Consider the following 20,698-nt stretch of genomic DNA (forward strand, 5'->3'; position numbering starts at 1 on the left):
CAACGATCCGATTGCTAGGACACCACGCTCCCGTGCGACCGGGCAGTCGCACGGCGGAGAGATAGCACCTCCCCACCGCCGATAGCCATCGGTATCTGGCCGATTTGCAACCGGGGAATCACACAACGCTGAGATAGCTCAGCGACAGAACCGAAACCGGCCGACATCTGACAGCCATGCGACACGTCAGTCGCACGACGGGAAGATACTCGACGAACAACGATCCGATTGCTAGGACACCACGCTCCCGTGCGACCGGGCAGTCGCACGGCAGGAAGATACCGGGCAAACAGCAAGCCAAAACAGGGCGCCCACCGCGATACGCCAGTCGTGAAATCCGCACCGCAGCGCGGACGGCCCGGAACCAAACACCTCCCCCACACGTATGATTGCCACTATGAGTAACACACCAATCTGGACCAACCCGCTGCGCGACCCGCGCGACCTGCGTCTTCCGCGCATCGCCGGCCCGTGCAGTCTGGTGATTTTCGGCGTGACCGGTGATTTGGCTCAGAAGAAGCTCCTGCCAGCCGTCTACGACCTGGCGAACCGCGGTCTGTTGCCGCCGAGCTTCGGTCTGACAGGCTTCGCCCGCCGCGACTGGACCAACGAACATTTCATCGAATTCGTCAAGAAGGCAGTCAAGGCCCGCTGCCGCACCCCGTTCAAGGAATCCACGTGGGAGAACCTCGCCAAGGGCATCCGCTTCGTACAAGGCACCTTCGACGACCCCGCGGCATTCGAACGGCTGAGCAACACCGTGCAGGAACTTGACCGCGACCGCGGCACGCAAGGCAATCACGCCTTCTACATGTCGGTGCCGCCGCGCGCGTTCCCGCTGGTATCCAAGCAGCTCGCCGCATCCGGCCTGTCACGCTCCACCGAAGGCGCATGGCGTCGCGTGATCATTGAGAAGCCGTTCGGCCATGACCTGGAAAGCGCCCGCGAGCTTGACCGCGTGGTGTCCGAGGTCTTCGACCCGAGCTCGGTGTTCCGCATCGACCATTATCTCGGCAAGGAAACCGTGCAGAACATTCTCGCGCTGCGATTCGCGAACGAGATGTACGAGCCGATCTGGAACTCCAACTATGTAGACCACGTACAGATTACGATGGCCGAGGATATCGGCATCGGCGGTCGCGCCGGCTATTACGACGGCATCGGCGCCGCGCGTGATGTCATCCAAAACCATCTGCTGCAACTCATGGCGCTCACCGCGATGGAGGAGCCGGTCAGCTTCTCCGCGCAGGATCTGACGGCAGAGAAAACCAAGGTGCTGTCCGCCGTCCGCCTGCCGAAGGACTTGCGCGCCCACACCGCACGCGGCCAGTACGCCCGCGGCTGGCAGGGTTCGCACGAAGTTGTCGGTTATCTGGACGAAAAAGGCATCGACAAGTCAAGCACCACCGAAACGTATGCAGCGATTCGCCTCGACGTGGACACCCGCCGCTGGGCTGGCGTCCCGTTCTATCTGCGCACCGGCAAACGTCTGGGCAAGCGCGTCACCGAAATCGCCGTCGTGTTCAAGCGCGCCCCGCACCTGCCGTTCGAGCAGACCGCGGTCCGCGAACTCGGCAGCAATGCGGTCGTGATTCGCGTGCAGCCGGACGAGGGCGTGACCATGCGGTTCGGCGCGAAAGTCCCCGGCGGCTCCGCGATGGAAGTGCGTGACGTGTCCATGGACTTCAGCTACGGCCGTTCCTTCACCGAAAGCTCCCCGGAAGCCTACGAACGCCTGATTCTTGACGTGTTGCTCGGCGATCCGCCGCTGTTCCCGACCACCGAGGAAGTGGATCTGAGCTGGAAGATCCTCGACCCGATCGAACAGTTCTGGTCGACGCTCGGCCAGCCGCAGCCCTACCGCTCCGGCACGTGGGGTCCGACGGAAGCCGACGAGATGCTGGCCCGTGACGGCCGCCATTGGAGGATGCCATGATTATCGACCTGCCTAATACACGAACCCGCGAAATCTCCGCGAAAATCGACGAGCTGCATGAGGAGCGCGGCGAGTCGGCGACCGGGCGCGTGCTCACGCTGCTGATTCGTACCGACGATGCCGAACTTGAGAACTCGCTGGAAGTCGCAAATGCGGCAAGCCGCGAGCATCCTTGCCGCGTGATTGCGATTGTGCCGAACACGCATGCCACCATCGCTTCCGGCGCGGCGAAGGCCGAAGGCGAGAATGCGGCCGAGGAATCCAATCTCGACGCGCAAGTGCGATTCGGTGCGGACGCCGGCGCCGGCGAAGTGATTGTGCTCCGTCCGCGCAACGGGCTGGTCGACCATCTTGACACGCTGGTCATCCCGCTGCTCGTGCCGGATGCTCCGGTCGTGGCCTGGTGGCCGACGAATCCGCCATCCAACCCGTCGAAGGACCTGTTGGGCGCCATGGCGTCGAGCCGTATCACCGACGCGATGCGTTCTAGCAACCCGGAAGCCACCATCGAACGGCTCCGTCGCAACTGGTCTGCCCAGGATGTGGACCTGTCGTGGACGCGTCTGACCGTGTGGCGTGCCATGCTCGCCTCCATGGTCGACCAGCCGCCGCACATCCCGATTGTGCGCGCTCGCGTCACCGCGCCGAACGACTTCCTGCCCGCGGACCTGCTGTGCGCGTGGCTGCGGCTGAAGCTCAACGTGCCGGTTGATTTCGAAGCCGACGAGCATGCTGAGGCGGTCACCGGCGTGTATCTGACCCGTCAGGACGGCGGCGTGCTGTCGCTGGAACGCCCGCATGAGGACCAGTCGATTATCAGCGTCCCCGGGCAGACTCCGCAGCCGATCAGCGTGCCGGTGCGTACGCTCGAAGACTGCCTGACCGAGGAGCTGCGCCGCATGGACCCCGACGAGGTTTACGCGGACGTCATCAACAAGGGCTGGGATTTGATCTGGCACTGAGCCAAGCGGAGTGGCGGTTTTGGCCTAGATACTGGGCTTGAATACCGGACTTGAATACTGAATCCGGCGATTCGGCCAGTGGGTAATTCGGGTCATTCACACTAACGCGACGCCCGGTTGCGTGGCGCCGATTGGGAATTGCTTCCTGATCGGCGTCACGCAGCCGGGCGTTGCGTGTTGTTGAGCCAGCGTCGGGAGACCGGCGTCGGGACGCGGGAGCGGGCGATGCTCATGCTTCTGGGATGCGATCGGGATGCCTCGCAGACGGTGTCGGGATGCAAGCATCATGCCGCGTCAGGACGTAATCAGGACGCACATCATCATGGCGCATCCGTGACGTCATCATCAGGACGCACCCGCAACGCACCCACCGCGAATCAGCGGGCGAACGCCTCACGAATCACGGATTCGGCGGGTTTGTTGTAGAACTCGTAATAGCGGTCGGAGGCTGCAGCGTCGGCGCTGTACAGGACGGGCGGCCAGCTCCACAGCACGCAGCCGCGAATCCAGTCGCGCGAGGCCATCGCGTCGAACAGACTGCGATACCAGTCCGCCTGTGCTTGCAGATCGACCGGGCCTTCGAGCGTCCAGCTGTTGGGAATGTGCTGCGATCCGGCGGTGGACATGCAGCCGGCTTCAGCGAAGAAGAACGGCTTACTGAAGCGCTTCACAACCTGTTCGATGCGGTCGAGCTGCCGTGGCCAATCCTCAATCGGGTAGTAACCGCTCGATGAGATCATGTCGCACGCGTCCCACCAGCGCACGTTGTGCTCCTGGTATTTGTCGGTGTTGTAGCTCACCGGGCCGTCGTAGCAGTCACGCACGGCGGCGATGACCTGCCGCCACTGCTGTTCGCGATGCTCGCTCATCACCATTTCGCAGCCGGGAATGAACAGGTCGACACCCTCCCGCTGAGCGAGTTGCGCATAGTGCCGCTGAAACGCTTCATACTGTGCAAACCATACGCTCCACTTCGGCTCGCACACCACGTCCTCGTCGAAGAAGCTGATGTAGGCGCGCCAAGTGCCATCGGTGCAGTTGACCGTGGGTTTGAGACCGACCGCCATGCCGAGGCTGCGGGCGTAGCGCATCATGTCAATGAGTTCGGCGTCGGACATCGTGGCGTCCGTGGTGTAGTCGATGCGCTGGCTTTGCGGGTGTTCCTGGGCGCCGAGCGGCACGAACACGACCATGTTGGCGCCGGTGCGTTCCTTCATGACGCGTAGGCTTTCGCGGGCTTCATCGGTGGCGAGTTCGCCGCGGCGGGCGAAGGGGGCGAAGGTGATGCCATGGATCTGTTCAGGCAGCATGTGGTTCTCCTTTGATGTGCTGGCGCTGGCCACGCATCGTCAAGTTGATGCGTGCGCAATTTTCGCATTCCCAGCATAACCGCTTAAGTTGTTGCGACAGGCCGAATTTGGAGATTGATTTCACGAGCTCGACTTGGCAGGGGCATCAGGAAGTTTTGCACGACGCAGGCGGCTGCGCAATAGGTCGTACGGAGCCGCGCTGACGTCATGCAGCCGGTCACGCAATAGGTCATGAAGGTCATACACAGCCAGTCGCAGACGTCCGCGACCAGTCATGAAGGTCATACACAGCCAGTCGCAGACGTCCGCGACCAGTCATGAAGGTCATACACAACCGGTCACAGACATCACGCAACTAGTCACGCAATAGGTCATGCAGAGTCAGTCGCACAGACGTCACGCAACCAGTCACGCAATAGACCACACAGACGTCCCCACAGACCACCACGCAGTCGGCCCTACGACAAGTCACGCAGATAGCCCCACACAAACACAGTCGCGCGCAGACAGTCACGCATCCAGTCACCCGCCCGGTTACCGCGCTGCGACTATGCTGGCAAGAAGATCGAAAACATGCCCGCCGAACGCAACCGTTGGTATGGGGCACGCGGAATCAGGAGGAATCATGGCCCAACGCACACTCGTGGTATATCCGACCAAAGACGCGGTCGCCCAAGCCGGGGCGCAACGTCTGCTGCTTACTATCGCCGACCTGCTCGGCGAACGGCTCGCTGGCGGCAAGACCCGCGCCCGCGTGGACGTGGCGCTCACCGGCGGTTCGGACACCATCAAAGCGTTGGAATACATGGCGTCCAACCCGTTGACCGACACCATCGACTGGACGCGCGTGCACCTGTGGTGGGCGGACGAACGATTTGTCGCCGCCGATGACGACGACCGCAACGCACTGCAGGCCCGCCGCATGCTGCTCGACCGGCTTGTCGCCGAAGAGCGGCTCCCCGAGTCCAATATCCACGAAATGGCTGCGGATACCCGAAATGCTGCGGGTATCGCGGCTGCCGACGACACAACAACCGATGCGCTGCTCGATGAGGCGGCGCGCGCGTACGAGCAAGAACTGGTCCGTGAGCTGGGTGTTGTGCCGGTGATGGATATCGCCGTGATGGGTATGGGCCCGGATGGCCATTACGCGTCGCTGTTCCCGGGGCATGCCGAGGTGTCCGTCACCGACCGGCTGGTCGTCGGCGTGAACCACTCCCCCAAGATGCCGCCGCTGCGTCTGAGCATGACCGCGCCGCTGCTCGCGCAAACACGACGCATGTGGTTCCTGACCGCCGGCGCCGGAAAGGCCGACGCGCTGGCCCACGTATTCGCCACGCGCAACGACCCGGCATGGCCGTCATCCTTCGCGGACGCCACCGGCGAGCTTGTCTGGTTCACCACCCCCGACGCCGCCGCGCAGCTGTGAAGCGCCAGATGCGTGTGCAACAGGCCTGCCGCCGCCAGTCTGCTCCGATTTTTCTCACAAACTGGCTACGCTGAGAGGGCGATGAGTGTAACCAGTTTGCGAGAAATCTAAAAAAACTCGATTCAGAAGGCTCGATTTACGATTTATTGAGACTTCAGTCTGAAAATCTCGGCGGGAAAGGCCGATTCCGAGAGAAATTGAGAAATCCGAATGGCCGCCTGTGTAATCGGTTCCGCGAAAACCGCGGAATTCCAACGATTTTGGGACAGGTGATTGAGACGGCATGAGCGCGGAATCTAAAAAACTCCGCCAGATGGCGATTGCTGCGAGATTTTTAGACTTTTCTGTAAAAATCTCGCGGCGAGGGGGCGGGATTGAAAGATTTTAGGATTATCGAGATTGGCCCCTCGGCATCGAGCACCCCAGTAACTGAACGGGATATCGCCGGGTGAATATGGCAAGACCTGTGCGGGAGTATTGCTACCAATCACCACGTGGGCAGTAAACTCCCGGATATCCCGGGAGTTTACATCGGAAGCATAAATCCGGCGGAGTTCTCCCGGGAACGGCTTTGAGACCGTTTTTTGAGAATCGCGGAATTCCAACGTTCCTGTTGGGAGATTATGCATGAGAATGCCGGATTTTCGTAAACTCCCGCGTTCGGTACGGGAGTTTAGCGACGAATTCCGGAAACCTGCAAAAACTCCCGCGGATTCTGGGAGATTACGGCCAGATGGGGCCAATCGGCACGAACTCCCGGATGCCCACCACGGCGACCCGATTACACAAACTGGTTACGCTGAGAGGCCGGTGAGCGCAGCTAGTTTGTGAGAAACCAGCAAGTCCCGAGTAGCCGCAACCCCCACAGCAGCCAAATTACACAAACTGGTTACACTGAGGGATTCGTCAGCGTAACCAGTTTGGAAAAGCAGTGAGCCTCTTGGTCCTGCAGGGCGCGATACGGCGTAACTACCACGCGCGCTGCAGCCGAACCTTAGGCACGGCCCACCGGAACACGCCCCATCGCTCCGAAATCACGCGGTGATTTCAGGACGCCCCGGCTCGCCTTCGGCCCTGCAATTTTTGACCGGCCTACGGCCGGGCCCAATATTTACTGCGGCGCGCACTACCGCGCGCCGCAGCCGAACCCTAGGCACGGCCCACCGGGCCGTGCCTACCGTCCTGAAATCACGCGGTGATTTCAGGACGCCCCGGCTCGCCTTCGGCCCTGCAATTTTTGACCGGCCTACGGCCGGGCCCAATATTTACTGCGGCGCGCACTACCGCGCGCCGCAGCCGAACCCTAGGCACGGCCCACCGGGCCGTGCCTACCGTCCTGAAATCACGCGGTGATTTCAGGACGCCCCGGCTCGGCCCACAACGTGTGGAAAGCGCCGGGCTGGTCGATGCGGCCGTAGGTGTGGGCGCCGAAGTAGTCGCGCTGGCCCTGGATCAGGGCGGCGGGCAAGCGGTCGGAGCGCAGGCCGTCGTAGTAGGACAGCGAGCTGGCGAACGCCGGGGTCGGCATGCCGTTCAGCGCAGCCTGGGCGACCACGCGACGCCAGGAATCCTGCGCCTTGGCGATCGCATCCTTGAAATACGAGGCGAACAGCAGCGACACGTTCGCCTCGCCGGATTCGAAGGCCTCGGCCACGCGGTTCAGGAACTGCGCGCGAATGATGCAGCCGCCACGCCAGATGCGCGCCACCGCGGCAAGATCGATATTCCAGCCATACTCCTTGGCACCGGCCTGAATCTCATCGAAGCCCTGCGCGTAGGCGACAATCTTCGAGGCGTACAGCGCGTGGCGGATATCCTCGATGAACGCGGCACGCTCAGCCGGCGCGACATCAAGCTTCTGCTCAGGGCCGGCAAGATGCTGCTTCTGCGCTTCGGCACGCTGCTCGGTCATGCCGGACAGCCCGCGCGCGAACACCGCTTCGGCGATGCCGGTCACCGGAATCGCCAGCGACAGCGCGGTCTGCACGGTCCACGTGCCGGTGCCCTTCATGCCCGCATGGTCAACAATCACGTCCACCAGCGCCTTGCCGGTCTTGGCGTCCACCTGATGCAGCACTTCAGCGGTGATTTCAATCAGATACGAATTCAGCTCGGTCTTGTTCCACTCTTCGAACACGTCACCGATCTCGGCGGCGTCCATGCCAAGCCCGCGGTGCATGAGATCGTAGCTTTCCGCGATAAGCTGCATATCCGCGTATTCGATGCCGTTGTGGACCATCTTGACGAAGTGGCCGGCGCCGTTCTCGCCGATATGCGTAACGCACGGCTCACCTTCGGCGACCGCAGCGATGGACTTGAGAATCGGGCCGAGGGTCTTCCAGGATTCCTCGGTGCCGCCGGGCATGAGGGATGGGCCGTTGAGCGCGCCTTCCTCGCCGCCGGACACGCCGCAGCCGACGAAGTGCAGGCCACGAGCGCGGATATCCTTCTCGCGGCGAATGGTGTCCTCGAAGTAGGAGTTGCCGCCGTCAACGATAATGTCGCCAGGCTCCATGGCGTCGGCGAGCTCGTTGATCACCGCGTCGGTCGGGGCGCCGGCCTTGACCATGATGATCGCGGTGCGCGGACGCTTGAGCGAGGCGACGAACTCCTCAACGGTTTTCGCGGGCACGAACTTGCCTTCGGTGCCGTGCTCGTTGATGAGCTTTTCCGTACGCTCGTAATGCCGGTTGTACACGGCGACGGTGTTCCCGTGATGCGCCAGGTTGCGGGCGAGGTTGGAGCCCATTGCCGCCAGTCCGACGACGCCGATGTTTGCAGTAGCTTCTACGGCCATTACGTTACCTTTCCCAAGTCAATGACAGGTTCGATGACACGTTCAAACGCGTTCATTCGCAGGCGCGGCTGTTCGCCGCGTACATCAGCTGTCAGTCTATCGCGAGCCTTGGGCGGAATGCCCGTTGCATTCCACGAATACGCCCTGAGCAGTACCGCGGATTGCTCCGACGACGGCGATCACGAGATGCACCTGCGATACCCGCACTCGCGCACGTGGACATGTCAAGTCAGAATCACGGATTTGTCGGATACCTCACATTTCGATTGTCGGTCGGCATCGTCGCTGCTCCGAACGCGCACATCCCGGAATCGTTCTCCCGACTATGATGGACGGCTTCCGGAAATCACTAGATATAGTGGCGACACGCTCGACACGCCACTAGTGATGGTGGTTTTTTGTTCCAGCCCGGTCGTGTAGCGTAACAGTTCCGACACCGCCACGACAGCTTCCGTCATGACGCTTTCGACCAAGGAGGACAGTTGACCATCACCGTGTTCACCAAACCGCAATGCCAGCAGTGCGAGGCGACCAAACGCCGCCTGCACGACCGCGGGATCACCTTCGAAACCGTCGATTTGAGCGAGAACCCCGCAACGCTGACGCAGCTGGTCCAGGCCGGATACCGTCAAGCGCCCGTTGTGATTACGCCGGATGCCGCATGGTCGGGATACCGGCCGGACCTCATCGACCAGCTCGCCGGAGCGCTCGCGACCGCAGGCGCGGCAACAGACACGACCGCGAACGCAAGCGCAGACACGCAGTCCACCCCGGCGACCGACGGGAACCGGGCATGACCGACGCAACCGCACGCATGACGAGCAACTTGGGTTCCAGCGTCGCGGCACCCGGCACGCCAAGCCCCAGCTCCCCGGAATCCGCCGCCACCGCCACCCATATCGGCGCGGTCGTGTACTTCTCCTCCGCATCGGAGAACACCGCGAGATTCATCGAGAATTGCCGTCTTCCCGAGGCCGGGCTCAACGTGTATCGCATCCCGCTGCGCCCGAAGGACACCCCGCTGGTTGTCAACGAACCGTTCGTGATTGTCGTGCCGACGTATGGCGGCGGCGACATCTCGAAAGCCCTGCCGCCGCAGGTTCGCCGTTTTCTCAACGACCGCGGCAACCGCCGACTGCTGCGCGGAGTCATCGCGTCCGGCAACACGAATTTCGGCGATGCGTTCTGCGCGGCGGGCGACGTGATCGCCGCGAAATGCCACGTGCCGTTCCTGTATTCCTTCGAACTGACCGGCACGCCCGAAGACATGCGTAAAGTCCGCGAGGGGCTGCGCGGCTTCTTCCTGCGGCTCGCGGCGTCGGAAACCGCTTGAGGCCCATACCAGCACACCTCACCCACAATCACCACACCAACCAGAAAGGCCAACCATGACCGCACCCGCCACATCGCCCCAATTCACCATCCCGCAGGCGGCGCCCGACTATCACGCCCTCAACGCGATGCTCAACCTGTACGACGATAACGGCCGTATCCGCTTCGACGCCGACCATCAGGCCGTCGACGCGTATATGCGCGACCAGGTCGAGCCGCGCACCATGCGGTTCGCCTCCACCCGCGAGCGTCTCGCCTACCTGCTGGATCAGGGCTATTACGACCGTCGCGTCTTTGACCAGTATTCGGACGATTTTCTGGACAGCTTCTACGACCATGTAGAACACCAGGGATTCACGTTCGAGACCTTCCTCGGCGCGTTCAAGTTCTACGCATCCTACGCGCTCAAGACGTTCGACGGCTCGCAGTATCTGGAGGATTTCCCGCAGCGTTGCGCCGCCGTCGCGCTGGAGCTTGCGGACGGTGACAAGCAGCGCGCGATCGAGTATGCGGACGCCATCATTTCCGGCCGCTACCAGCCCGCCACGCCGACCTTCCTGAATCTTGGCAAAGCGCAGCGCGGCGAGGCGGTGAGCTGCTTCCTGCTGCGTATCGAAGACAATATGGAGTCGATTTCGCGCGGTATCAACGCGGCTTTGCAACTGTCCAAGCGCGGCGGCGGCGTAGCGCTCCTGCTGACGAATCTGCGCGAGGCGGGCGCCCCGATCAAGCGCATCGAACACCAGTCAAGCGGCGTGGTCCCGGTCATGAAACTGCTCGAGGATTCGTTCAGCTACGCGAACCAGCTGGGGGCGCGCCAGGGGGCCGGCGCGGTGTATCTCAACGCGCATCACCCTGATATCATGCGGTTCCTCGACACCAAGCGCGAGAACGCGGACGAGAAGATCCGCATCAAATCGCTGGCCCTCGGCGTGGTGATCCCGGACATCACCTTCGAGCTGGCCAAGCGCCGCGAGCGTATGGCCCTGTTCAGCCCGTACGATGTGGAGCGTGTCTATGGTGTACCATTCGCCGATATTTCGGTCACGGAACATTATGACGAGATGCTTGCGGATGACCGCATCCGCAAGACGTATATCGACGCGCGCGAATTCTTCATGACGCTCGCCGAATTGCAGTTCGAATCCGGCTACCCGTACATGCTGTTCGAGGACACCGTGAACCGCGCGAACCCACTCAAGGGCCGCGTGACCATGAGCAACCTGTGCTCCGAAATCCTGCAGGTGCAAGAGCCGAGCACCTACCGCGAGGACCTCGGCTACGAGCATGTGGGCCGTGATATCTCCTGCAATCTGGGCTCGCTTAATATCGCGAAAGCGATGGACGGGGGTCTTGCCGCGAGCGTCGAAACCGCCGTCCGCGCGCTCACCTCGGTCAGCGACCATACGCGGCTGGATTGCGTGCCATCCATCCGGCGCGGCAACGAGGAAAGCCATGCCATCGGGCTGGGGCAGATGAACCTGCACGGCTTCCTCGGCCGCGAAGGCCTGCGGTACGGCAGTGATGAAGCGCTTGATTTCACGGATATGTATTTCATGACGGTCGCCTACCACGCGTACCGCACCTCGCATGCGATCGCCGCCGAACGCGGCACCCGTTTCGCCGGATTCGACGACAGCGCGTACGCCAAACCGGCCGGTGAAGGCAACTATTTCGACAAGTACATCGACGGCACATATCACACCGAACCGCGGACCGGCACCGTACGCGACCTGTTCAATCGTTTCGGCGTGGCCATCCCCTCGGCCGACGATTGGCGCGAGTTGCAAGCCCAAGTGCTGCGCGACGGCATCTACAACGCCTACTTGCAGGCCGTGCCGCCGACCGGGTCGATTTCGTACATCAACCATTCCACGAGCTCAATCCACCCGATCGCCGCGCGCATCGAAATCCGCAAGGAAGGCAAAACCGGCCGCGTGTACTACCCGGCGCCATACATGACCAACGAGAATCTCGGCATGTTCGAGGACGCGTACACCATCGGCTGGAAGGCGATTATCGACACCTACGCCGAAGCCACGAAGCACGTGGACCAGGGGCTGTCGCTCACACTGTTCTTCCCCGACACCGCCACGACGCGAGACCTCAACAAGGCACAGATTTACGCGTGGCGCAAGGGCATCAAGACACTGTATTACATCCGCATCCGACAGCAGGCGCTCGAAGGCACCGATGTCGAAGGCTGCGTCAGCTGCATGCTGTGAGCGGCGTCATTCCGCCAATCCGCGTCCTGCGGCATCCCGCCCAACACCATCCCGTCCAATCCCATCCCAATCCGTTCCGAACTCATCGAAGGAATATCATGACCGAAACCACCATCCCAACCGCACGGCCTATCGCAACCGCACGGCCCGTCGCAACCGCACCAACCACACCAGCCGCCACACCCCGCACTGTCCGCATCGCCGACGACGCAATGATGACCGCATCCATCGCCCCGGCACAATACCGCTACCATCACGGTTCTCGCGTGCGGCCCATCAACTGGAACCGCATCACGGATGATAAGGACCTCGAGGTGTGGAACCGCCTCGTCGCCAACTTCTGGCTGCCAGAAAAAGTGCCGCTGTCGAACGACGTGTCCGACTGGCGAGCGCTCAGCGAACGCGAACGTACCACCACCGTGCGCGTGTTCACGGGCCTGACACTACTCGATACCACGCAGGCCACCATCGGCGAAATCTGCCAGATCGAGCATGCGCGCACCGAACACGAGCAGGCTGTGTATACGAATATCGCGTTCATGCAGTCCATCCACGCGCGTTCGTATTCGTCCATCTTCTCCACGCTGTGCTCCAGCGAGCAGATCGACGAGGCGTACCGCTGGGCCGTGGGCAACGACATCCTGCAAAAGCGCGTCGACACCGTGCTCGAGCAGTACGAAAGCGACGACCCGCTCAAACGCAAGGTCGCCGCCACGCTGCTCTCGTCGCTGCTGCTGTACGCGGGCTTCTATCTGCCGCTGTATTTCGCGGCCCGCGGCACCATGATGAACACCGCTGATATGATTCGTCTCATCCTTCGAGACAAGGCGATCCACGGGTATTATTCGGGCTATAAGTTCCAGCGCGGCCTTGAAACCCGCAGCGCCGAAGACCAGCGGATGCTGCACGACTTCACGATGGACCTGCTCGACCGTCTCTACGAGCTGGAGATCGAGTACTCGGCCGACGTGTACGCGGGATTCGATTTCCTTCCCGACGTTCTCGCATTCGTGCGATACAACGCGAACAAGGCGCTCATGAACCTCGGGTACCCCACGCGCTTCACCGCCGAGGAAACCCAGGTGAGCCCGGAAATCCTGGCCGCGCTGTCCCCCTCGGCGAACGAGAACCACGATTTCTTCTCCGGATCAGGCTCGTCCTACGTGATGGGCAAAGCCGAGGAAACCGACGACGACGATTGGGACTTCTAGGAAATCGCTTTCGGGGACTCCGAAGACCCACGGACTCGGAAGGCCACGGATACCGGAAGGCCCACCCATGGGGCCGGGAATCATACGATGACGCAATTCCCGGCCTCAGCCGTCCCGACTGCAACCGCCCGGGCCGCATGAATCACTTACCATACAGGTGGTAGTGCGTCTCGATATCGCAATTGGTAATCACGCCGTAGGAACCCCTATTCTTTTTGTTCGGGCCGGTGCCTCTCGCATAATAACCGCTCTCGGAATCCCCCGTGGACGCGGGAATCCGATCCGGGTTATCTTCCTGGGTCAACGATCCCGTTGCCGAATCATAAAGGTAGTAGACATCGAGATTGTTGCTGTTCGTGGTATAGATCCGGTACGTCGAGCCATTCGACACGCCGGAGGCAGACCCTCCCCTCTTCGTCGGATTCCCGTACTTGTCCACATAGGTGTAGGTGGCGCCTGCCGTATAGCACAGCGCCACGTCAGTGAATAGGGTCACGGTGGAGCCAATCTCCTTGTTGCTGGTGTCGCCCCAGACGAAGCTCTTCAACGAATAGACGCGTTCTTCAGGAGGATCGTTTGCGGTACGCGCCCTCCTCTCAAAGCTAGCCGGCAGTCTGCCTCCCATCTCGGCGCTCGCAGTCTCGATGGCAATCTGCGCGTTTTTCGCATCCTGCTCGGCGGCATTGTTCCACGCAGCCTTGCGAATATTGAGATAAATCGGCACGGCAATCCCAGCAAGGATACCGATAATCAGAACGACCACCAAGAGTTCCACCAGCGTAAAACCAAGCTCACGACGCACACGTTTCCACGCGAATGATCGATCAGTGCTACCGCTGCACATGACACACCGTCCTTCGTTGACTCTCCGCGGAACCGCTCCAATGCGATTCACGTACTATGCGCTTCGACAACAACGCCTACGGAAAGCAGGTGTCAAACAAGCTTCATCATCGCCTGGCATCCTTGTCTGACGCGATTACCTCTCATGTTATCACCGCAGCGGCGGCATATCACAAGACACACCGCTCTGTACTAAGGTAGAACGATTGACGATTTCCGCAGATGATACGCGACAGTCACGCCATACGGCCGGACTTCGACGGGTCGATGGTCATGGTCTGGAACCGGTGCTGCATATACGCGTCATTGAAATGCTCGGCGAAGAACTGCGTGACCGGGGCGTTCTGTGGCGCGCCGGAAACGCGGCCGTACCAGCAATCCAGCGCCATCAGCGTCATCACGATATCAACCAGCATCAGCACCGTGCACACCGCAGTCAACGAATACCTGATTTTCCAAGGAATCCTATTGATCAGGCGCAATAGATGCGGCAGCACGAACTTGATCCACGCGAGCCCAAGCAAGCCCCAAAACACCATATACTTGCCCGATGTGCGACCGCCGATTGACAGCCATTGCCCGGTGTAATCCCATGCGGTGATACCGAACGCAGCCTCCATGAACCAGCTGACGAAGAATTCGAATGCGCCGCCGATCACCGCGCTCGCGAAGAAAATCAGCACCGGATTCTTGCGCCACAGACGGTTCAGACACACCGTCAAAATCACCGCGCCGCAGCCGTAAATCGGGGAAAACGGCCCCCAGAGCAGCCCCGCGCGGTCCTGGTATTCATGCACGAGCACGAAATGGTAGATGGTCTCGATGATCAGCCCCACAACGCAACCGACGACGAACAGCCAGAAAATATTGAAATAGTCAAGGGAAATATAGCCTTTGCCGCTCTGGTCGCGTCCGAGCATGTCCTCGCTGACGGCCTTGTCGTAGGCGGCACGGTCATCCATGCGCTTGAGATGCCACTGCAGTTGGCGTTCCTGAAGCAGTGCCGGGTCGAGCGTGACCGACAGGGCGACCAGGATGGTCATCTGCACGAACGGCCCGAGCAGATTCGTGCCGAAACCTTCCAGCGCGAGCGACAGCATGCCGTGCGCGAGCGTGAGCGGCATCAGCGCGTATGCCCACCGGGCGGCATGCCGGCGGTGGCTGCGCAACAGTTGCACGCCGAACACCGCCATGCACGCAGCGTTGGCGATCAGCACCACCACTTCGACGCAGGAGAGGATGAACGGCAAGGCGAGCGCATCGATTGTGACTTTGCCGTCAAGGACTTGGCGGATCCCGTAGGTGAGTTCGTAGATGATCAGCGGGATGGTGCACACGCCGAGCAGCATGATCAAGCCGCCGTAGAGGCGGGTGATGAAGGGCAGAGTGTGCTTGCCGTCGTCGAGCAAGGAGGATGATTCCTCGTCGGCGCTCAATTGGTTGGCTGTCGCCTCGCGGGTCGCGTCGGAGACCGTGAGCGCGGCGATGGCGTTGGATACTGAGGACAGGGTGGCGGGGGCGGCTGCTGCGGGGGTGACGGTCGCAGAGGTGGCGGGGGCGGCTGCTGCGGGGTCGGTGGCGGCGGGGGTGGCGGGGGCGCCGGTCGCAAGAGTGCCGGGGTCGGTGGCAGTACCGGCTGCAACATCAACACCATCGATGCCGCTAGTAACTGCAGCTGTCTTGGCTGCGGTGGGAGTGCCGGTCGAGCTGGGGGCGCTGGCAGCAGCTGCCCCATCATCGCCCTTGCCGGCTGTATCACATACGTTTGCAGTGTTGTCGGCGCCGCTCGCCAACGACGCCCCATCCGCGCCCGCCATTTGAAGACCGGCGTTGTCAGTTCCTGCCATATGCTGCTCCTGTCCAGCCAATCGCCCAACCGAAATCCGCAAGGACCTGCGTCGCCACGATGCATCTGTTGCCAGAGTACCTAGTTGTTGTAACTGCTTCTAAAGTAACATCAGCCCGGCCCTTACCGTGCGCCGCATGCACGATCAGCCAGACAGGCACGGAATTCTCAATATCTTGTCAAATCGGCCGGTGAACAGAGATTTTTAGAAAAATCTCTGCGCAACTCTTCGCAGAGACGAAATCCGCGATTTTTTAAGACTTTCCAACGTGTGTGGCCGACACCGCCAACCCAAGAATCGTTGATATTCCGCGCTTTTCCTGATTCCATCACATCAATGACGACGCGCGACAATCTCAATATCTCTCTCGACCACGCCTCGGACACGAGATTTTCAGACTTTTTCTCAACATCTCGCGAAATCAGGGCGGAGCCGAAAGATTTTCAGATTTCAAGACTCGAAGATTTCCTTGATATTCGGTCGGCGGCTACCGGGAGTCGAGCTTCGAAAGAATCAGAGGCCTAGAGCATCGCGGCGCGGAACGGGCGACCCGGAATCGCAGATGTAGAGCCGACAATCTGAGCCCGCGCGCGAAACCGGAGCCAGAGAAACGGAAGTGGAGAACCGACAGCGGAGCGGCACCAATCCGCGAGCGCAGAAACGACGGCTGGAAACGACCTGCGGAGCGAGTTATTCCCGAGCGTTGCGGTGTTGTGCCGCCGGCGTCCACCATGCTTATCCGCAACCTGCGCTGAGTTGATGCCGATATCTTGCGTATCTGTGGTACTTGATGGTGCTTGGCAACGTGCATCTCGCCTGACTGTAGTACATCGCGGACCGTATCTGCGTTATCTGTGTGCGCGCATGCCCGATACCGCAAGTACAACCCGCAGAATTCCAACGACGCTACTTCGGGTATCAGGTACCGACGAACACAGATAACGCAGATATGGTCGGGCAAGTACTACAGATACCGCAGATACCCACTCCGAGCGCATGGTATCGCGGTATACCATGATGCCCGTTCTTCCGGACCGCCGACACCGACCCGCTCAGCCGTTTTTGGGACGGCCCTGCGCCAATCCGACAGACGTCGTTGAAGGCTGAGTGCGGCGTTTCCGGAAACTCGCGTCACCGTCCACCGTCAGACGTGCGCATCGTCTGATTACTCCACAAACTAGCTACACCGACAACCGCCTTAGCGTAGTCAGTTTGCATCACCTCACAAACCAGTTACGCCCACGACGACGCCCACGTAGACAGTTTGCAGCACTCCACAAACTGGTTACGCCGACAACCGCCCCAGCGTAGACAGTTTGTGTTGGTGCGCACACTGGTTTCACAGAGCGCACCGGCGGCTCTGGTGATTTCGCGCTTTCAGGTTCCATCCATGATTTTGGCAGACCACCATGTGCGACTTTTGGGATGTCCATACGCCGATTGGCAGTGCATCCAAGGGTTGATGAGGTTAGCTGGAATCAATAAGGAAGCCGGGCGACATGGCTCGGCGGTCCGCGACAAGCCGCAACTACCGCGGCACGGCGAGGACAGCGAACCGACATCGAAGGGAGCACACCATGAGTGCAGATCAGCAGAATCCGCAAAGCCGGCGGAACCAGGACGCGCAGGAAACCCAGCAGATTCAGGACGTGCAGCAGACGCAGCCGATCGTCGGCACCAAGGCGCCGGTGACGGACGGGAAAGTCAATGCCGGCAAAGCACCCATCGGGAACACGTCCGCAGACGAGACGGCCAACGACAAGACGACGAATACCGATACCACGGCGAACGGCGACACCACAGAAGCCCCGGACATCGACGGGGTTTCCTGGAACTGGGCGGCCACGCATCGCGGCGAGGCACAGCCGGCAGCTGCCACCGCCCAAGCCTCAGCGCAGGCACGGCAAGCTCCGGACGGGCAGCCTCATCAGCCGTCACGGACGACGGAGCAGAACGGACAAGTGAGCGGCTCCGGTCAAGCAGCCGGTACGGGTCAGACAGCCGGTGCGGGTCAGACACAAGTCCCGCCGCAAGCATCGCCGTACGGGTATGCATCCCAGCCGTACGCGCCCCAGCCGTACCCACAGCAGCCGCAATACCAGTCACCGTACGGGGCTCCCGGAGCATACCCCGCGCCAGCAGGTGCCCAGAAGAAGCCGAAAAAGCCGTCGAAAATCCGCGCGTTCTTCACCAGTCTCAACACCGGCACTATCGTGTTCGCTGCCGTGGCGGCACTGATTTGCGGGCTGCTCGGAGGCGTTGCGGGCGGATTCATCGTGCGTGCGACCACGCCCAGTCGCCAGCAGCAAATCGTGCAGCCGTACGGCTACGGGCGCATGATGCCGGGCAGCTCGAACGGTTCCGGGTCCGGGTCGGGGTCGAGCAGCGGATCCGGGAGCGATGGTTCAAGCTCGTCCAGCGACTACAGCAGCCTCGGACTCGGCGGAAGCAGCATCTTCAACGACACCGGCAGCATGTGAGTGAACGAGCGGGTGCTGCAAGTGAGCGGACGAGCTATGCAGGCCGCGCGGCCCCTTGGAATACGCGGCTGCGCGGTCTGCACGATTGCGTGGACGGTTGTGCGACGCAGCTGCGTGATCTGCGCGGCTGCGGCTGCGGCTGCGGCATTCCAAACGGCCGCTGACTTTGCCTGCGACACTGAAGTTCAGGCGCATCAGCATCTGCCATATTCCCGCCCGCGGACCGATTCGGATTCGGTGTCCGATTCCCGGACCGGTCCGTTCGGCCGGCCATCGCCGCGCGTACCCGCGGACCGCGCCCAACCGGGAAAGGCGGAATATCATGGTTCATTGATGATGACCGGCCGGTCGTGCAGCCGGATGCACACTGATTCCAGTGTTCCCCTCGTACCGAATCCGATTTCGACGGTCGATTCCCGAACCGGTCCACGGAAACAGGCAATCCGGCAGACGGGTACAATCCGCCCCCATCCTAAAACGGCGAAATCCCAGGGTCCCCGGACCATGACCGGCCGGCCACCAAACCAACCACAGCTGCCAAGCCGGACCGAATCCAATCTCGAGGCCTGATCTCCGAACCAGTCCACGGGTAGCGTCACTGCGGCAGACAATCACCACCCGTATCCATCCGGAAACAGCGAAACACCGCGGTTCGTTGATCATCACCGACCAGCCGCGCAGCCGGACGCACACTGATTCCAGTGCTCCCCTCGTACCGAATCCGATTTCAGGGTTCGATTCCCGAACCAGTCCACGGAAACAAGCAATCCGGCAGACGGGTACAATCCGCATCAATCCAGAAACGGCGGAATCCTGCGGTTCCCGGACCATGGTCGGCCTGCCGACAAACCAACAACAACTCCCAAGCCGGACCAAATCCGACTCCGACGGTCAATCTCCGAACCAGTCCACGGAGAAGGCCGGCACGGCATGTGGTCGCAATCCGCAATCATGCGAGAGCCGCGGAATACCGAAGCTCCCGCAATACAACACACCGAACAGATCGATAATTCCACCGCCGTCCACGAACCACATCGGGTTTCGGCATCCGATTCCCGAATCAGCCCGCGGATACGACTAAAACTGCGGCCGCAAATCCAACGGTAGGCAGCCCGCCGGCCACAAGAACAACAATCCTGTTTATCTCACAGAAGTATGCCATTCTCATTGACCGTATAGGTACCGTCTTCGAGCCGCCCAATCTCCTGACGTATGAAATCCAATACCGTCCGCGAGCTCGGATCGACATACCCGTAGTCGCATGACAATACGAGGGAATCCTTGGCCTCGGAATCATGACAGTCGATGACCGTTTGCGGCAAATCACCGTTGTCCACAACGAGAGGGACATCCCACAGGCACATCGCGCTAGTACCACCGTTGTAATCCTTGACATCATTCTTATTCATATGATGTGTCGGATAGCCGCCATCACCCTCGCCCCATTCCCAAAGCGCGCACATCCGCTCGGCAAGCTGGAATGCAACGGACAGCGGCGGGAATCCAGCTCCTGCGAAGATTCCTGACGTGCTCTCTGCTTTGTCCCGATATCCCGGGCAGTAGGGGACGGTACCTTCGCCGTCGTGCCACATCCACACGGCGAGCGCGTCCTCGGTCAGCGTGACGTCATACCCGGCGGCGATCCGCTGCGCATCCTCACGGGTTAGCCCGGGGCGGAGCCTGCGAGGTGCGGTGCCGCCTTTCTCCGCGACTTTGGCCTCATACTCTTGTAACGCCTCGGTGACTTCACTGAACGCCATGACCGTCTCCTTCCTGAGTGTCGTCGACAGTCCCGTCCGTCGACGCATCTTCCCCTGCCTCATATTCCTGTGCAGCTTTGATGAAGTCGGCAATGCCGCTCAGTAAACCTTGCCGTTGCTCAGGTGACAACCGATCCAGATATGACCTGCCACGATTGACAGCATGCTTCGTGCCGGTTTTCTTGGCATGTTGACGGTAATCCTGAATCTGCCACTGCCGATCGCAGCGTATCTGCCCATCCGGGTAAATACGCCAGATGCCGGATTCTATACACTCCTCGCACATGGCGACGAATTCCGGTATAGTCCAGCAATCTCCGCTTTCCAACGCATAGGTATCGATGCCGCTGCCGGGGAACACGATTGCCGTTTCCCCGTCGGGGCAGACGAGCGACAGTCTCGGCTCGCCGAGATAGTAGGCAATTGGAAGAATGCTACGTAGCGGTATCTGGGATTCCGTGCCATCCTTGCGGGGAATGTCAACTTGCAGTCCCGGATTTGGATACGCTCTTTCCAGCATGGTGAGTGTGGATTCGAGGCTGGGGAAGGAATACCAGGCGACGATG

General features: G+C 61.0%; 14 protein-coding genes. 8 read left to right on the plus strand and 6 right to left on the minus strand.

Features of this window, described 5'->3' with window-relative positions:
- The first annotated feature begins 397 nt into the window (after positions 1–397).
- Together zwf and ACI38B_RS05015 are read left to right on the plus strand one after the other, a co-directional pair.
- The gene (zwf, locus tag ACI38B_RS05010; RefSeq protein WP_439729791.1) at positions 398–1,936 is read left to right on the plus strand and encodes a glucose-6-phosphate dehydrogenase; all 1,539 of its coding nucleotides are present in this window, start codon (positions 398–400) and stop codon (positions 1,934–1,936) included.
- Complete coding sequence (locus ACI38B_RS05015) at positions 1,933–2,898, plus strand: glucose-6-phosphate dehydrogenase assembly protein OpcA (protein WP_439729792.1); 966 nt, start codon at positions 1,933–1,935, stop codon at positions 2,896–2,898. Before zwf ends, ACI38B_RS05015 begins: the two co-directional genes overlap by 4 nt.
- 377 nt (positions 2,899–3,275) lie before the next feature.
- Here ACI38B_RS05015 and ACI38B_RS05020 read toward each other — a convergent pair whose 3' ends face one another.
- Positions 3,276–4,208 (minus strand): glycoside hydrolase family 113, encoded by a 933-nt coding sequence (locus ACI38B_RS05020; RefSeq protein ID WP_439729793.1) that lies wholly within the window; start codon positions 4,206–4,208, stop codon positions 3,276–3,278.
- 625 nt (positions 4,209–4,833) lie between these two features.
- On the opposite strand from ACI38B_RS05020, the gene pgl reads away from it, so the two are divergent.
- Entirely contained in the window at positions 4,834–5,637 is an 804-nt protein-coding gene (gene pgl, locus ACI38B_RS05025) for a 6-phosphogluconolactonase (protein ID WP_439729794.1), read from the plus strand.
- Positions 5,638–6,979: 1,342 nt separating this feature from the next.
- Here the strand turns inward: pgl and gndA are convergent.
- Positions 6,980–8,434: an NADP-dependent phosphogluconate dehydrogenase gene (gndA, locus tag ACI38B_RS05030; protein WP_439729795.1), complete on the minus strand. Its 1,455-nt coding sequence runs from the start codon at positions 8,432–8,434 to the stop codon at positions 6,980–6,982.
- Positions 8,435–8,916: 482 nt separating this feature from the next.
- Here gndA and ACI38B_RS05035 point away from each other — a divergent pair, with 482 nt between their 5' ends.
- The 4 genes from ACI38B_RS05035 to nrdF all read left to right on the plus strand — a co-directional run bounded on the left by ACI38B_RS05035 (position 8,917) and on the right by nrdF (position 13,202).
- Entirely contained in the window at positions 8,917–9,231 is a 315-nt protein-coding gene (locus tag ACI38B_RS05035; protein ID WP_439729796.1) for a glutaredoxin domain-containing protein, read from the plus strand.
- 17 nt (positions 9,232–9,248) lie between these two features.
- Positions 9,249–9,767, plus strand: coding sequence for a class Ib ribonucleoside-diphosphate reductase assembly flavoprotein NrdI (gene nrdI / locus ACI38B_RS05040; RefSeq protein WP_439729802.1), 519 nt, complete (start codon positions 9,249–9,251; stop codon positions 9,765–9,767).
- Positions 9,768–9,822: 55 nt separating this feature from the next.
- The gene (gene nrdE, locus ACI38B_RS05045; protein ID WP_439729797.1) at positions 9,823–11,991 is read left to right on the plus strand and encodes a class 1b ribonucleoside-diphosphate reductase subunit alpha; all 2,169 of its coding nucleotides are present in this window, start codon (positions 9,823–9,825) and stop codon (positions 11,989–11,991) included.
- Between the two features lie 215 nt (positions 11,992–12,206).
- Positions 12,207–13,202, plus strand: a complete 996-nt coding sequence (gene nrdF, locus ACI38B_RS05050; RefSeq protein ID WP_439729803.1) for a class 1b ribonucleoside-diphosphate reductase subunit beta — start codon at positions 12,207–12,209, stop codon at positions 13,200–13,202.
- Positions 13,203–13,344: 142 nt separating this feature from the next.
- On the opposite strand, the gene ACI38B_RS05055 is transcribed toward nrdF, so the two are convergent.
- Together ACI38B_RS05055 and ACI38B_RS05060 are read right to left on the minus strand one after the other, a co-directional pair.
- A complete protein-coding gene (locus ACI38B_RS05055; RefSeq protein ID WP_439729798.1) occupies positions 13,345–14,004 on the minus strand; it encodes a type II secretion system protein in 660 nt (219 codons plus the stop codon).
- 277 nt (positions 14,005–14,281) lie between these two features.
- A complete protein-coding gene (locus tag ACI38B_RS05060; protein WP_439729804.1) occupies positions 14,282–15,532 on the minus strand; it encodes a putative ABC transporter permease in 1,251 nt (416 codons plus the stop codon).
- A 1,937-nt stretch (positions 15,533–17,469) separates the two neighbouring features.
- Between ACI38B_RS05060 and ACI38B_RS05065 the strand changes: the two genes are divergently transcribed.
- Positions 17,470–18,372, plus strand: a complete 903-nt coding sequence (locus ACI38B_RS05065; protein ID WP_439729799.1) for a hypothetical protein — start codon at positions 17,470–17,472, stop codon at positions 18,370–18,372.
- A 1,145-nt stretch (positions 18,373–19,517) separates the two neighbouring features.
- Here the strand turns inward: ACI38B_RS05065 and ACI38B_RS05070 are convergent.
- Together ACI38B_RS05070 and ACI38B_RS05075 are read right to left on the minus strand one after the other, a co-directional pair.
- Entirely contained in the window at positions 19,518–20,132 is a 615-nt protein-coding gene (locus tag ACI38B_RS05070; protein ID WP_439729800.1) for a hypothetical protein, read from the minus strand.
- Positions 20,119–20,698: hypothetical protein (locus ACI38B_RS05075; protein WP_439729801.1), on the minus strand; the 580-nt coding region annotated here is incomplete at its 5' end. The genes ACI38B_RS05070 and ACI38B_RS05075, both read right to left, overlap by 14 nt.

Source organism: Bifidobacterium sp. (assembly GCF_051876855.1).
In the GTDB taxonomy this organism is placed as follows: Bacteria; Actinomycetota; Actinomycetes; order Actinomycetales; family Bifidobacteriaceae; genus Bifidobacterium.